This window comes from Paenibacillus marchantiophytorum (assembly GCF_014640555.1).
In the GTDB taxonomy this organism is placed as follows: Bacteria; Bacillota; Bacilli; order Paenibacillales; family NBRC-103111; genus Paenibacillus_E; species Paenibacillus_E marchantiophytorum.
Map to the genome: position 1 here is coordinate 1 of NZ_BMHE01000085.1, position 14,810 is coordinate 14,810.

8 protein-coding genes, 1 tRNA gene, 2 pseudogenes and 1 riboswitch are annotated in these 14,810 nt (G+C 46.7%); of the genes and pseudogenes, 7 read left to right on the forward strand and 4 right to left on the reverse strand.

The window, feature by feature from the left end; genetic code table 11:
* Positions 1-348: 348 nt before the first annotated feature.
* A pseudogene (locus IEY34_RS35045) lies at positions 349-567 on the reverse strand (transposase); the annotation flags it as partial.
* 189 nt (positions 568-756) lie between these two features.
* A pseudogene (locus IEY34_RS37140) lies at positions 757-938 on the reverse strand (type II toxin-antitoxin system HicB family antitoxin); the annotation flags it as partial.
* 865 nt (positions 939-1,803) lie between these two features.
* Here IEY34_RS37140 and IEY34_RS35050 point away from each other — a divergent pair.
* From IEY34_RS35050 to IEY34_RS35060, 3 genes are all read left to right on the forward strand, one after another.
* The gene (locus IEY34_RS35050; RefSeq protein ID WP_189020735.1) at positions 1,804-5,067 is read left to right on the forward strand and encodes a family 20 glycosylhydrolase; all 3,264 of its coding nucleotides are present in this window, start codon (positions 1,804-1,806) and stop codon (positions 5,065-5,067) included.
* Between the two features lie 63 nt (positions 5,068-5,130).
* Positions 5,131-8,367, forward strand: a complete 3,237-nt coding sequence (locus IEY34_RS35055) for an alkaline phosphatase family protein (protein ID WP_189020737.1) — start codon at positions 5,131-5,133, stop codon at positions 8,365-8,367.
* A gap of 70 nt (positions 8,368-8,437) precedes the next feature.
* Positions 8,438-9,460, forward strand: a complete 1,023-nt coding sequence (locus IEY34_RS35060; protein WP_189020739.1) for an S-layer homology domain-containing protein — start codon at positions 8,438-8,440, stop codon at positions 9,458-9,460.
* Between the two features lie 149 nt (positions 9,461-9,609).
* Here IEY34_RS35060 and IEY34_RS35065 read toward each other — a convergent pair.
* Positions 9,610-9,683: transfer RNA gene (locus IEY34_RS35065), tRNA-Arg, on the reverse strand.
* Positions 9,684-9,780: 97 nt separating this feature from the next.
* On the reverse strand, positions 9,781-10,218 hold the full coding sequence (gene tadA / locus IEY34_RS35070) for a tRNA adenosine(34) deaminase TadA (protein ID WP_189020749.1): 438 nt from the start codon (positions 10,216-10,218) through the stop codon (positions 9,781-9,783).
* 282 nt (positions 10,219-10,500) lie between these two features.
* A riboswitch (cyclic di-GMP riboswitch) is annotated at positions 10,501-10,587 on the forward strand.
* Between the two features lie 104 nt (positions 10,588-10,691).
* Here tadA and IEY34_RS35075 point away from each other — a divergent pair.
* The 4 genes from IEY34_RS35075 (at position 10,692) to prmC (ending at position 14,596) form a co-directional block, all read left to right on the forward strand.
* Positions 10,692-11,426, forward strand: a complete 735-nt coding sequence (locus tag IEY34_RS35075) for a PilZ domain-containing protein (protein WP_189020741.1) — start codon at positions 10,692-10,694, stop codon at positions 11,424-11,426.
* Between the two features lie 77 nt (positions 11,427-11,503).
* Positions 11,504-12,604 (forward strand): redox-regulated ATPase YchF, encoded by a 1,101-nt coding sequence (ychF, locus tag IEY34_RS35080; RefSeq protein WP_189020743.1) that lies wholly within the window; start codon positions 11,504-11,506, stop codon positions 12,602-12,604.
* Between the two features lie 34 nt (positions 12,605-12,638).
* A complete protein-coding gene (gene prfA / locus IEY34_RS35085) occupies positions 12,639-13,715 on the forward strand; it encodes a peptide chain release factor 1 (protein WP_189020745.1) in 1,077 nt (358 codons plus the stop codon).
* Positions 13,715-14,596 carry a peptide chain release factor N(5)-glutamine methyltransferase gene (gene prmC, locus IEY34_RS35090; RefSeq protein ID WP_189020747.1) on the forward strand — a complete coding sequence of 294 codons (882 nt, stop codon included), beginning with the start codon at positions 13,715-13,717 and terminating at the stop codon, positions 14,594-14,596. The genes prfA and prmC overlap by 1 nt, the downstream gene beginning before the upstream one ends.
* Positions 14,597-14,810 lie beyond the last annotated feature (214 nt).

A 14,810-nucleotide genomic window follows, 5' to 3' on the forward strand; every position in this document is an offset into this window, starting at 1 on the left:
CGAGTTTGAGGGAACTACAGTACGCTATCATTCTGAAAACCGCCATATTCTACACCAGGGGGAACTACGATCCGCTATTTCACCATTTCCCCGTTGGAATCAGCAGTTTCCGCTTAAATAGAGGATATCAGTTCCTTTTCATGCTACGTTTACCCCATTTCCCACCATTTAGCGGATCATAGTTCCTTTTCACGCGACGCTCTCTGCCATTGCAAAGCCCAAAGGGAACTAGTATCTGCTAGATTGCTGAAAACAGCTATGAAGACGCTCATCTCTTAGAGCGGCAAAGCCGCTTTTTTTAATCATTGTTATTCATTTTTATTATGGATCAATGAGTTAATATCTGCCGCGGTTTAAAGGTTTTTTCGATTGCCACTTCTCAACATCTTCAAGAACGGTTCTGGTTATGTTGCTAACGGTGGTTGGGGAGTATTGTGGGTCAAACATGCTCTCAATAAATCCCGCAACCTCTCGCGTGCTCATACCACCTTTGTACATGCGGATGACGACTTCTTCAAGCCAACCCTTCCGCCGCTGATAAGGCTCAAATAGCTGTGTCTGAAACTCACTAGATTTTCCAGTAGATCGGATAGAACTGATTCGTGTAAAGTAGTAGTTGTCATAGAGTAGGGTCCTTTCTTGGTGGTGTCGTAATTCCGAGAATACCCTGCTTTTTTGTTATTATCTGTGAAGACTCCAAAGTTTGTTACACAAACTATTGTACTTCATCTGGCAATTAGCAACCGTTTTTTTCGTTTATGGCCATTTATTTATGCCAAGATAAGTTTTGAGCGCGTCTTGTAGAATATGCGAATAATTTAAGTTGTTTTCGGCCGCTATATCATCAAGCCATTTTGGTATTGTTAGCGTTCTCTTAACGGCTTTATTCGCCATCTCATCGCGGAAGGCGGCATCCACACGTCAACGAGCACAACCACCTAAGGCTACATCCATGCATATGAAACGGGTGGTCTTTCTGCCTTACAAATGAACTGCTCACCGGGTGCCCCAGTTCGTTTAACGAAAAAGAGCAGAAGGAAAAAGTGAACAGACAATTGTGAACTCGATCCCTTATGATTTGGGCTTTACCGCCCGCCACAACCTCCCTATAGTCTTTGTGTTAGGTTCTAGTCAGGAGATTCATTAGTTCAACTTATATAGCATAAAGACAATACGTTTTTAACTATTAATAGTATTTTAATCAATGGTTGTCTTCCGTGAAAATTACTATGATTAAAGCGTAAGAAGGGATTAGCAAAATGCTAGGGAGGTCATTTGAAATTCAAAAAAAGGAATGGCGGGGGGGATGTTGTTGTCGACAGTTATATTCACACTATGTGGCTGAGGAAGTAACAAGGCGAGCACGCTCTCGATGTCAGTGAAGCCCTTCGAAAGCGGCCAAACCGGCTGACAGCGCAGCGTCTGCCTGGGTGAAAACTAATGATCAGATGAAATCTCGCTGGCTGTAAGTCAACCCGTGTGCTAATCGCTCCGCCAGAGGAGTACAAGCAAGGAAAAGCTTATGCAGTGCCACTAGTCTTCGATTCTTGGGAAACGTTCTAAGATAAAGCGTTATTCAAAAGCAAAGATTGGGAAGCGCTCGCAGTGCAAATTTCGAAAGCTTCATGGCTTTAGGGGGAAAAATTAATGCTGACGGACAGATGAGCGATCACATCCATACATCCATTTCCAAGAAAATCTCCGGCTCTGAACCACATGGATTCCCAATAACAATATTACTGGAGGCATTACAGCCTGGCCATTGAAAGGCTAACAAGAAAAGGATAAACGGAGGAATTTGGCATGAGATATTCTTCTTTAAAAAGAAAATCAATTATGGCACTATCGGTATTTTTCTTAATCACTTCTCTGTTACAACTGCCATCGGTATCCTACGCAGCAAACGCAGCTCCCAATGTGGTTCCCAGTTTACGGGAATGGACGGGCGGAGCAGGCGCCTTTCAATTAAAAGACGCATCACGAATTGTTATCGATTCCTCTTACAGCGCAGAACTTGCCGATACGGCAGAGGCATTCAAAGAAGATATATCGCTGGTCGCCGGCAAAGCAATTACCGTTGTTCAGGCCAATGCCGCTAATGCAGGCGATATTTTCTTGACATTGAATACCGATGACAGAAGCATCGGCAATGAAGGCTATGTGTTGGAAGCGGCAGATACGCTCTCCATTAAAGCGCATTCAAGCTCCGGCGCATTTTACGGAACACGGTCTGTCCTGCAAATCTTGCAGCAGGACCCTTCCCGTTCCAATGTGCCTAAAGGAACTGCCAAGGACTACCCGCAATATGCTCAGCGCGGAGTGATGCTTGATGTCGGTCGTAGATATTATTCGATGGATTATCTCGAAGATACAATTAAACGCTTGGCGTGGAATAAGTTGAATACGTTTCAAATTCATTTCAGCGAATGGAACGGATTCCGACTGCAAAGTGATACCTATCCGGGTTTGGCTTCAGCCAAATCGTACAGCAAAGATGATATCGCACGATTGAATGAAATCGCAGAACGTTATCATGTATTGATCATTCCTGAATTAGAAATGCCCGGACATGCGGCAATTCTCAACAAGTATAATCCAGCATTGAAATTCAGCTGCTCATCTATGAGTAAAGATACGACGGGGTGGGATATTCCACAATTTACAGTCGATTATACGAAGCCTGAAACGCGTGCATGGATCAAAGCGCTTCTTGATGAGTTTGTTCCGTTGTTTAAAGGGCCTTACTTCCATATCGGCTCCGATGAAATTCAATCAGAATCCAGAATGAATGCTTGTCCAGAGCTTGTTTCGTACCAAACGACGAACAACTTGCCCAAGGTCGGAGACAGCTTCATCCAGTTCGTTAATGAAATGAGCGATCATGTGAAGCAACTTGGGAAAACCCCTATGAACTGGAACGGGTTTGAAGACTATCATCCGAGCATTTCACTGAATACAGATAACGTGATTACGGTTTGGAGTGATGAGGCAAGCTCCTCTAAGCAGGCAATTGATTTTGCCAGAGATGGATATAAAGTATACGCTTCTCCGGGTGATGTGTTGTATGTAACGGCAGGCAAGGGGCTTCTGCCTAAAACAACATCCCTGTACGAGACTTGGGCACCTGCTGTTCATGCCAATATGACCGGCTATTTCCTCTCTATTTGGTCTGATTATTGGAATCTGGTAAAGACACCAGATGGAAGAACCGGGTATGAAAGCGGAAGCGCGTTCAATGGCTCAGAAGTTGGGGATGGCGAATATATCATCCCAGAATCCAACTTTGAAGAAGCATCCAGAAAGCCACGTCAAGCGCTCTCCGAAAGAATGTGGGGGGGACCTAGGTCCGCCAGCGTTGCCGAGTTCTTCAACCGGGTGAGTCTGATCGGAGATGCTCCTTCTGTCGCTAACCCAGTGCCAACGGATCCTTTAGGAATCACAGTGATCTTTAATGATGCAAAAGGAACAGATATCAATAAAATTAATTATTCGAACATTAGCACAAGCGGCAGCACAGGTTGGGTAGTTTCATCAGATAGTTATTCGGGCTTGAGCGATAGCTATTTTGAAATTAAATTTTTCGGAACTCAGATTAAATTGCTTGGCGCGAAGGCTCCTAGCCATGGTATTGCAGCCGTATCCATGGATGGCGGAAATGAAATGAATGTCGATATGTACGCCACATCACGGCAAAATTCAGTTACATGGTATGCCTCGCCCATATTGCCGCTTGGCGAGCATACAGTCAAAGTTAGAGTAACGGGAAATAAGAACAGCTCTTCCGCCGGAGTCTCTCTTTCGCTCGAACGCGCCGAAGTTTACAATCGGACAATGATTGAGAACAGTGCGAGTGGCATGAACAATGACGAATTCAAATATTCGGGTACGTGGAATCATGGAAATGAGAGTACAAGCGCAACAACGAATGATGCTTATGAGATGAAATTTGAAGGCAAACAAATCATCCTGGTTGACACGAAAGGACCTGATCAAGGAATTGCGGGCATTTCCATAGACGGTGGCGCAGAGCAAATGATTGATTTGTATGCTTCGTCTACCCAGAGTGGGGTTAATTCGTACGTATCGCGGGTTTTAGGCAAAGGCCTGCATACGGTCAAGGTCAGAGTAACGGGAACAAAAAATAGCGAATCAACAGGTACGACTGTCTCTGTTGACCGAGCAGAAATCGTTCCTTTTGAACAAATTGCTGTCACTGGCGCTCGGATGGACCTGGAACAATTGCGTTTGAAAGCTGGAAAGTCGGGCGAACTTGAAGCAATTATAGCGCCTCTTAATGCAACGAACAAAAACGTTACGTGGAGCAGCAGCGATAAGACAGTAGCCACTGTCGTTGACAGTGGTGAAGGCAAAGCTGTTGTGACTGCGCTCAAAATGGGCAGTGTCAACATTACCGCCACTACGGTAGAAGGCAATTTTACGACGGTTAGTCAAATAACCGTAGATGCTGCAGATCCTGAAACTACGCTCAGCGGTGCAAGTTCTGTTATCCCAGGCCATACATTCACAGTTCGTTTAGGCTTGGATAATGTGACGCATCGTGTATATGGCCAAGATATTAAGCTTACCTATGATGCGAATGTCATGGAATTCGTATCGGTTGCTTCGGCGAAAGCCGGAGTCAGCATTGTGGGATCGAAGAATCAGGCGGGTACGCTTCGACTTATCCTTGCAAGTGAAGGAGCAGCCAATGCGATTACGGGTACAACGGATATCGCCGAAATTGTCTTTAAAGCGAAGAATGTGCAGCAGTCGGCAACTGGGCTGATCACGGTTGCCGATGCAACATTAGGCGACGAGAATGGAGTGGAATCCAAAGCTGACGCATCGTCGATGACCGTCCAAGTAACGACAGTACCTGTCGGCATCCCGGGAGATGCGAACGGGGACAGCAAAGTAAGTGTCGGCGACCTTGGCTTCGCTGCAGCCAATTATGGCAAAAACTCCTCGAGTCCAGATTGGGATTTAGTCAAAATCGTAGACATGAACAACGACAATGTAATCGATATTATTGACCTTGCAACCCTCGCACGTAGAATTGTTCAATAGTTTCATACGATGAAGTCGAAATTGCGCGCAAGTCTATACTTTGTGGTACAGGGGGAAATTTCATTGAAAATTACATTTAAGCAAGTTTGCATATCTACGTTAACAGCGGCACTCTTGACAACAGCGGGCTCACCCTTAGGGATTCCCTTTATGGGACAAGCTTATGCGTCTGTCGTTGCATCGGACAATGGGGTTCAATTGAAGTTTGAGAATAACATTGTCGACAGCTCCACCCATGCAACGAGTGTTTCTGCACATGGGAATCTGACCTACGTGCAGGGAAGAGACGGACAAGCCATCAAACTCAACTCCACCAGTTCAGACAGGCAATATCTAGATTTAGGGAAACCTGCAAATTTGCAGTTCGGCACGAACACCAACTTTACATTGGCATTTTGGATTAAGTCGTCCGGTGTATCCAGTGATCCGCCAGTTATTTCAAACAAGAATTGGGATAGTGGAAGCAGTCCTGGGTACGTTTTGGCCTTATTGCCGAATAATAGCTTGTTATGGAACTACAACACGACGGGCGGCTCCCGCGCGGATGCCCAAATTCCGAACGTGGCCAATGGAAAATGGCATCATATCGTTGTTTCTCATGACAGAGCGACCGGAAGGGTAGATTTCTATAAGGATGGACTTCCCGTCGATGTTACAGTGAAATCCGGAACGTTGTACCAAGGGATTACGAATAGTATGAATATTGCCGGACGGACAGGGACAGTTGATGCTGGGCTAAATACGATGATCGGCAACGACGGCACGGGTTCATATGGAGTAGATACGTTTCAAATGCAAGTTGACGAGATGCAGATTATTAATCGGGCTGTAACGGAGCAAGAAGCTGGGGAATTGTTCAGCAGCGCGCCAGTGGAAGAGAATTCGAATGAGCCTTTTAAAGGTTCCTTAAACTTAATTAGCGCCGAGCATGCCGTGCAGGGGAGTACGTTCCGAGTTAATCTGGATCTTCGCACGCCGCTAATGAGCACTTCCATAGATAAATCCGTTCTTGAACTCACCTATGACAGTAATTTATTTGAATTTGTAAGTGCAACGAAAGCAGTTTCGGCTGATACATCCACGCCAGGTGTTGTCAAATTGGATATACCGGGAGGTAACATCTACAGCGAGGCAGATCCGCTTGAGTTTGCCAAATCAAGAATTTCTGAAGTGTATTTCAAAACGAAGGCTGCTTCTGGTCAAGGGCAAATTCAAGTGAGCAAGGCAGAGTTCTATTCAGGCACGGCCAAGTTAGATAATGAGTCTTTCCAGTCACAGCCTAAGACTGTTCAAATTCATCCGAAAGCAACAGAAGATTTGAATCAGGACGGTATGATAACAGTAGGGGATCTAGCTCTTGCGCCGGGCAATTCCGAAGCGGTGCAGAACCAAATTGCCACAAATGCGAAGTATGCCCCATACAAGAGGGTTGTAGTTATCGGGGTCGATGGCGGAGGAGTATCCGTGACGCCGAATGCGCCGTATTGGGAGACGCCAAGTTCACTCAAAGAACAGGTTGGCAATCGGCTGGTTGCGCCTAATATACGAAACCTGATTGAACATGGAGCTGCCAGCTATTCGGTCAAAACAACGCTGCCTTCAAGCTCATCTCCCAATTGGGGGGCCATGTTCACTGGTGTTGGTTACAATAAGCATCAAATTGGCAATTCAGAAAGTGAACTTTATTATTATTCGGAATCATCGCCATACCCTACTATTTTTAAGAAGTTAAGGCAGGTTATGCCGAATAAGAAATTAGCAGCTTTCGCTGGATGGACCAATATTTTGAACGGGCATATCGAGCCGTCAGTCGGTGTTGAGGTCGGTTCTGGAACGGATGAACAGGACACGGCTTCCTTCGTGGACTATGTCAACAGCGGCAAGGCGCTCGATACGTCGTTGATGTTCATCCAACTGGATAGTATGGATCATGCAGGACATGAATACGGTTTCTACACGAAGAAATACTATGAACAATTAACGAAGACGGATCTGAACGTAGGAGCGATTATAAACTCCCTGCGGGATAAAAACTTGCTGGACGATACGTTAATTGTCATGTTGCCGGATCACGGCGGAGGTACGGAGAATTCGAACACAACATTGGGAAGCGCTACTTCGCACGGTCAAGATTCACCTCTGGCGACAACGACTTTCATTGCGGCTAACGGCAGAACCGTTGCAACCGATATTGGCAAGGAGAAAATTTTGCAAGGCGGGACAACCAAAGATTTGAACGCCATCGTATTAAAAGCACTGGGTGTTAACGCGATGGGCGATTCCATTGTGATTAACGGCATGTTCGTCGATCAGAAGGATCAGAACAAAGCGGATGCCCCGGAATTAATGTTGACCAAAGTGCTAGTTCCCCAAACGCAGGAGTTTAAGCATTATGTGTTGGCGATAAGCAGTCAGCAGTCGGCAGCGAAGGCGATGGACGTGGTGCTAGCGACTGTGGGACTGAATGTCACAGCGGTCGAATCGCTGCAAGATGGCGTGAGGGTAGTTCGCAGCGAGTCGGCTAATGGCCGAACGCGAGTTATTCTGAACTCGGATAACGGGATTACGCCGGATGCAGCGTTATTGAAGATCCAAGCTACACCGCTGAGCGGGGATGCCTCAGCATCGTTGGAAACAGCCGTAGTCGCTGATTCGACAGGAAGAGAAGTATTACCGAATCTGTTAAACGAGGTGCGGGATGATGTGCCCGCAGGTCCGTACACAAGACTGGGCAGTGTGAAGACTGTCGATGCAGGCGAGGAATTTGTCGTAAGTCTGGGAGTTAGAAGTGTGACGGATGCCGTTTATGCACAAGATTATGTATTAAACTACGACGCTAACCTGCTTGAATTCGTTTCGGCTAAGTCTGTGAAGGATAAAGTAAGTATTGTCGAATCGAAGGACCTGGGAGGTAAGGTACGTCTTATTTTAGCCAGCGAAGGCCCGGCAGGTGCTGTTACAGGCAGTGAGCAGATGCTTGAAGCAACTTTCAGAGCGAAGGACATCTCACAGTCGGCTACCGCAGCAATCGTTGTAGAAAGCGCTAAGCTTGCTAATGCAGCCGGTGTGGAAACGTCGATAGGCGCATCCTCAATCGGCGTCAAAATCGAGGCTGCCGTCCTTGGCGATATCAACCATGATGGCAAAGTCAGCATCGGCGACATCTCCATTACAGCCGCTCATTACGGTAAAACGACGACCAGTCCAGATTGGCAGAATGCGAAGGCAGCAGATGTAAACAGAGACGGTAAAATTGACATCGCTGATCTCGCTGCAATTGCGATGAAAATTTTAGAGTAACCGGAAGCGAGGAGATCAGGAGAGGCTGTTTTCTGATCTCCCTCCTTTAAACACGAGAGGATGGATTAAGATGAGACGTAAAATCATTCTTGGTGCATTAGTCTGTAATCTATGTTGCTCCGCAGCCTTATTATCTCCTGCTTATGCGGAAAATGATTCCCAATTTGTCCTGAAGACGTCAGGTACCGAATCGACAGGTGAATTTACCGTCACTTTGCAAGGTACAGATATACAGGATTTATATGCTTACGAAGCCAAAATCAACTTTGATGCGAGCAAGCTTGACGTTGTCAAAGCGACTACGAGGATAGAAGGCTTCTCCATTTCTCCTATTGTCAAGAACAATGAAGTTACCTTTGCGCATACCAAAGTCGGCAATGTAAGTGGGGAGAAGGGGAACCTCGACATAGGCACGATTACCTTTAAAGCCAAAAAGGTAGGGACATCCCATCTTACTTGGACCTCGTTGAAGATCGTGGATCACAATTTGAAAAATCAATCCATCACACTTGATAAATCCTCTGATTTTACTAAAATATTCAGTGACCTTGTTGGGCATTGGGCAAAAACAGATGTGATGTTAATGGTTGATAAAAGCATTGTAGAAGGTATGGATGACGACCGCTTTGTACCGGACATGAATGTGACAAGAGCGCAGTTTGCAACTTTAATCTCCAAAGCATTAGATTTGAAAAGCGATGCTGTACAAATGCCTTTCTCTGACGTTGCAGTTGGCTCTTGGTATGAGAATACGGTGAAGAAAGTATATGCGGCAGGCCTAATAAATGGCATTTCCGACAGTGAATTTGCCCCAGAGAAGAACATTACGCGAGAAGAAATGGCAGCGATGCTGATAAGAGCGAAGTCGCATGGAACAGGGATGAGCATAGAATATATGCCGGTGAGCTCTTCTACCCCATTTAACGACGAGCATGAAATCAGCGATTGGGCGAAAAAAGTGGTTCAGCTTGCTGTTGATTCCGGCTTGATGAATGGTCGAACGGCTGAGGGATTTGCTCCGCAAGAACAGGCAACGAGAGCAGAAGCCGTGGTTGTATTGAAAAGGCTGTTAGCTGGATTTGATTTGAAATAGAGCCTCTTAAGCACCAAACGGTGGTTGGTACAAGTTTGTATGCCGAAGCCTTATTTCTCCAAAGGCACATATCTTAGTACCTCGTCGTTGCGAACTTTTAAAAGCAAAAAGAGCCACCTCTCAGAGGTGGCTCTTTTTGCTTTCGTTGACGCGCCCGATACGATTCGAACGTACGACCTACAGTTTAGGAAACTGTTGCTCTATCCTGCTGAGCTACGGGCGCATAGCAACAATTATGATAGCACGAAGGCCTCCGCGGCGCAAGCCTTCGGTTGTGGCCAGGTCATATAGAGAATTTCTTGCACAGATGGATGCAACGGTTATTCCTTGCCGCGTAATTTACGGAAAAATTGGGTCAGCATCGTCGAACACTCTTCCTGCATAACGCCGCTAATGACGTCGACACGGTGATTAAACCGGTCTTCCTGCAGCAGGTTCATGAGCGTTCCTGCGCAGCCAGCTTTAGGATCCGTCGTGCCATAAATCACTTGCGGGATCCGCGCTTGAACAATGGCGCCAGCGCACATAGGGCAAGGCTCTAACGTAACATAAAGCTGGCAATCTAGCAGACGCCACGCCTGCAAATGCTCACTTGCCTGCTTAATAGCAACCAGCTCTGCATGAGCGAGCGGATCTAGGGTTGTTTCACGAAGATTGTAGCCGCGACCAATAATTTGGCCTTGGTGGACAACGACAGCGCCGATGGGCACTTCGCGGATGGCTTCGGCTTTGAGCGCCTCTTGAATGGCTTCTTTCATCCAGGGAATATGTTCATCCACAGGGGGACACCTCGCTAAAATAATATATCCACATGTGAATAAAACATCGAACAAATATTCGTTGTTAACAACCTGTGGATAACAATGTGGATAACTTGAAAAGTTGTGGATATTTTTTTCTTTCTACATTCATACACTAAAAAGATGGGCTGCGCAAGGTTTTTAGTTGATAACGGAGACAAGGTTCCGATATAATGAAGATGCTAGTAGGTCTTTATGACCATAAAGCCTGCACAACCACAATCTGACATGAAATTGCAGAATTCGAAATGGCAAACTTGCTGAAAGGCAAGGACGCAAAGCTGAGGGTCTACGGTTCCCGCGAACTATGACAGCCTGGTTACCGAAAATCATTGCTTTTTGATTAAGGTAATAGACTGTTCCGGATCATCGGGGCGGTCTATTTTTAATGATATAAGTCGAGTACGGTTCGTGAAAGGATGTTGAGTGAAGTGGCCAACGAGCAACAACCCATGAAACTTTATGGCAGTAAAGAAGGCTATGATGCTGATGTCATGATCAACAGTAAAGCAGTGCTCAGCAAGGATGATTTCGTAGCTACTGGTGTGTTGACTTATGCTCTCGGTGACATTATTGAGGTAGAGCTCCCTGAGTTTGATGTGTTTCGGTTGGGGGATAAGCTGAAAATGACAGTCTATACGAAATCAGGGCTGTTTGTTTGGGAAACGACGGTAGTTGCCAAAGAGCAAGGATCTCTCATCGTGCTGAATCCACCCGAAAATCGTCGGAAATTTACGGAGAAACGGGAGTTTCCTCGTGTCGAAGTCACAAAGGGCGGCCTGTTATTAGGACTTCAAGATGTAAATAAGCGAAATAAACACCATCTAGACAATCCGATTGCCATTTCGATCAAAAATATTTCCATTAATGGCGTAGGCTTCACGGTAGATGACAATGCGATGGTCGAAAAAATTATTCAAAAGCATTCTCAGCTGGAAGTTGAATTGAATCTTGGCTTTTCGATGGCCTGTACAATGGAAGTTGTTAGAAAAGAGAAAACAAATATGGGCTTCTATTATGGGGCCAGCTATTTGAATGTTCCGGATGAAAAAGCAAATGCGTTAAGAGGCTTTATCCTCAAAAATCAGATAGAAACTTACTTCATTCAGAAGCGGGAAGTGCAAATCAAAAAAGCAATGGAAAAAAAGACTGTGGCCAATCCGTAGCCTCAGGCTTTTTTTTGCGTTCCAAGTACTATATAATAAGAAGGATGATTTTCGAAAATTAAGGAGTTGTAACTACAATGGCTTTGAAAGCAGGTATCGTCGGTCTACCGAACGTAGGAAAATCGACATTGTTTAATGCAATTACACAGGCGGGAGCAGAATCTGCGAATTATCCGTTTTGTACGATCGATCCGAATGTTGGGGTAGTTGAAGTACCAGACGAGAGATTGCAGAAGCTGGTAGAGATTGTTGTGCCTAAGAGCATTGTCCCGACAGCCTTTGAATTCGTGGATATCGCGGGTTTAGTGAAGGGTGCGAGCAAAGGCGAAGGGCTTGGAAATAAATTTCTGGCGCACATTCGTGAAGTGGATGCCATTGTGCATGTTGTTCGTTGTTTTGAAGATGATAATATTACCCACGTTTCTGGTAAAGTAGATCCGATTGGGGATATTGAGACCATCAATCTTGAATTGATATTGGCTGACATCGAGTCCGTCGAGAAGAAGATTGAGCGTTCACGCAAAAACCTCAAAGGCGGCGACAAGAAGGTTGTTGCTGAAGTGGAGTGTTTGGAGCGTATTAAAGAAGCGCTTTATGAAGATAAGCCAGCGCGTAGTTTGGATCTCAGCGAAGATGAGAAACTTCTCGTGCGCGATCTTCACCTATTGACCATGAAACCTGTGCTGTATGCGGCAAACGTGAGTGAGGATGAAGTGGCGACAGCAGACGAAAATCCTTTCGTGAAGATTGTGAAAGAATTTGCTGAAGGCGAAAACAACGAAGTGGTGTCGATCAGCGCGAAGGTTGAATCCGAAATCGCCGAGTTGGAAGACGAAGAAAAAGCGATGTTCCTCGAAGAGTTGGGACTTCAAGAGTCCGGCTTGAATAGATTGATTAAAGCAGCGTATAGAAAGCTCGGCTTGTATACGTATTTTACAGCTGGCGTGCAAGAGGTAAGAGCCTGGACGATTCGTAAAGGAACGAAAGCGCCGCAAGCAGCTGGTGTGATTCACACTGATTTCGAACGTGGTTTTATCCGTGCTGAGGTTGTGTCTTACAATGATTTGGCAGCGGCTGGTTCCATGAATGGAGCTAAGGAAAAAGGCCAAGTGCGACTTGAAGGCAAAGAGTACGTGGTGAATGACGGGGACGTCATGCATTTCAGATTCAACGTTTAACTACGAGAAAAAGATAAGAAAGGAGTGATCCACGATGTTGGATAGATTGCAATCGATTGTAGATCGATATGATAAATTAAGCGAATTGTTGTGTGACCCTGATGTCACAAATGATACGAAGAAATTGAGAGAATACTCCAAAGAACAATCCGATCTTCAAGAAGCTTATGATGCTTATAATGAATATAAAAGTGTAAGTGAACAGCTCGCTGATGCGAAAGTGATGCAGAATGAGAAGCTGGACGATGAGATGCGCGAAATGGTCAAAATGGAGATTGATGAGCTCAGCGAACAAGCGGCTTCTTTGGAAGAACAGCTTAGATTGCTGATGATGCCCAAAGATCCTAATGACGGTAAGAACGTAATCGTTGAAATTCGCGGAGCGGCTGGTGGCGACGAAGCTGCGTTATTCGCAGGCGATCTTTACCGGATGTATACGCGTTATGCAGATGGTCAAGGCTGGAAAACGGAAATTCTGGATGCTTCCGTGAATGATTTAGGCGGATTCAAAGAGATTATTTTCATGATTACGGGCAAAGGTGCTTATAGCAAGCTTAAGTTTGAGAGCGGAGCGCACCGTGTACAACGGATTCCAGTAACGGAATCTGGCGGACGCATTCATACATCGACTTCTACGGTAGTTGTTATGCCGGAAGCTGAAGATGTAGAAATCGTTATTCATGATGCGGACATTCGCGTAGATACGTTCTGTTCAAGTGGAGCGGGCGGTCAGTCTGTTAATACAACGAAATCTGCTGTGCGCGTAACTCACGTGCCGACAGGAATCGTAGCTACTTGTCAGGATGGGAAATCGCAAAACTCGAATAAAGAATCAGCGCTTCGTGTACTTCGTACGCGGATTTCAGATAAACTGCGTGAAGAGGAAGAAGCGAAATACGCTGGCGAGCGTAAAAGCAAAGTAGGTACGGGAGATCGTTCAGAGCGTATCCGTACGTACAACTTCCCGCAAAGCCGGATTACGGATCACCGGATTGGTTTGACTTTGCATCGTTTGGAAACTGTGCTGAATGGCGATATGGCCGAAATTGTTTCAGCACTTACGATTGCTGCACAATCGGATGCTTTAGATAAAGGGGAGCAGGCGATGTGATGCCGACTGCTGCGATTACGATTAGAGAAGCCTATGTAGAGGCTTCTTCTTTTTTGGGGAAGCTAGGCGTGGCCGAGGCGGCTTCCTGTGTGGAGCTGTTGCTGCAGCATCTGCTAGGCTGCACTCGAACGGAGCTGCTGTTCCGCTTCCAGGAACAGTTTCCAGTGGAGCTGGCGGAGTCGTGGCGCCAGCTAGTAGAGCGGAAGGCCGCGGGCGAGCCGGTGCAGTATATCATCGGCGAGCAGGATTTCTACGGCCTTCCTTTTGCCGTTAGCCCGGCCGTGCTGATCCCGCGGCCGGAGACGGAGCTGCTCGTGGAAGCTTTGCTCCACGAGGGCACGCGTCTGTTCCCGCAAGGCGCTCCGCTGCTTGCGGACGTGGGCACCGGGAGCGGAGTGATCCCGGTGACGATTGCGCACGCGCGCCCCGCGTGGCGCGTGGCGGCCAGCGACATCTCCGCGGCAGCGCTGGAGATGGCCCGCGTGAACGCGCAGCGCCACGGCGTGGCTGCGCGGGTGGAGTGGCTCGAGGGCGACCTCCTCGAGCCGTTCATTCAGCGCGGGATCGCGCCCGATATACTGGTGTCGAACCCACCGTATATCCCTGATGGCGACCTGCCTGCGCTAATGCCGGAGGTGCGGCTGTTCGAGCCGCACACGGCTTTGTTCGGCGGTGTCCTCGGACTCGACCTCTACCGCCGTATGATCTCGCAGCTGCCGCAGCTGCCGCGAATCCCGACCGTGGTCGGGTTCGAGGTCGGCATCCGGCAGGCCGAGGCTGTGGCGGCGATGCTGGGCGCCGCCGCCGACTGGGACGAGATCCGCTTCGTGCCGGATCTGCAGGGCATTAATCGCCACGTACTGGCGATCCGCTTGAACTAAGAAGTTAAGGCTTTTTTTCAGCGTTATAATAGCAGCAAACTAAGAAAAGGTCACTTTAACGCTGAAAAACAACCTTACGAGTGGGATAAACCCAGAAGCTTTGCAAAAAACCTAACATGAATATTTCGTTAGAATATATTCCTAAATATGTAATTAAATGATGTATTTATCTGGACAAAACACAAAAAAACCCCTAAGGTCGAGTTACAGACAT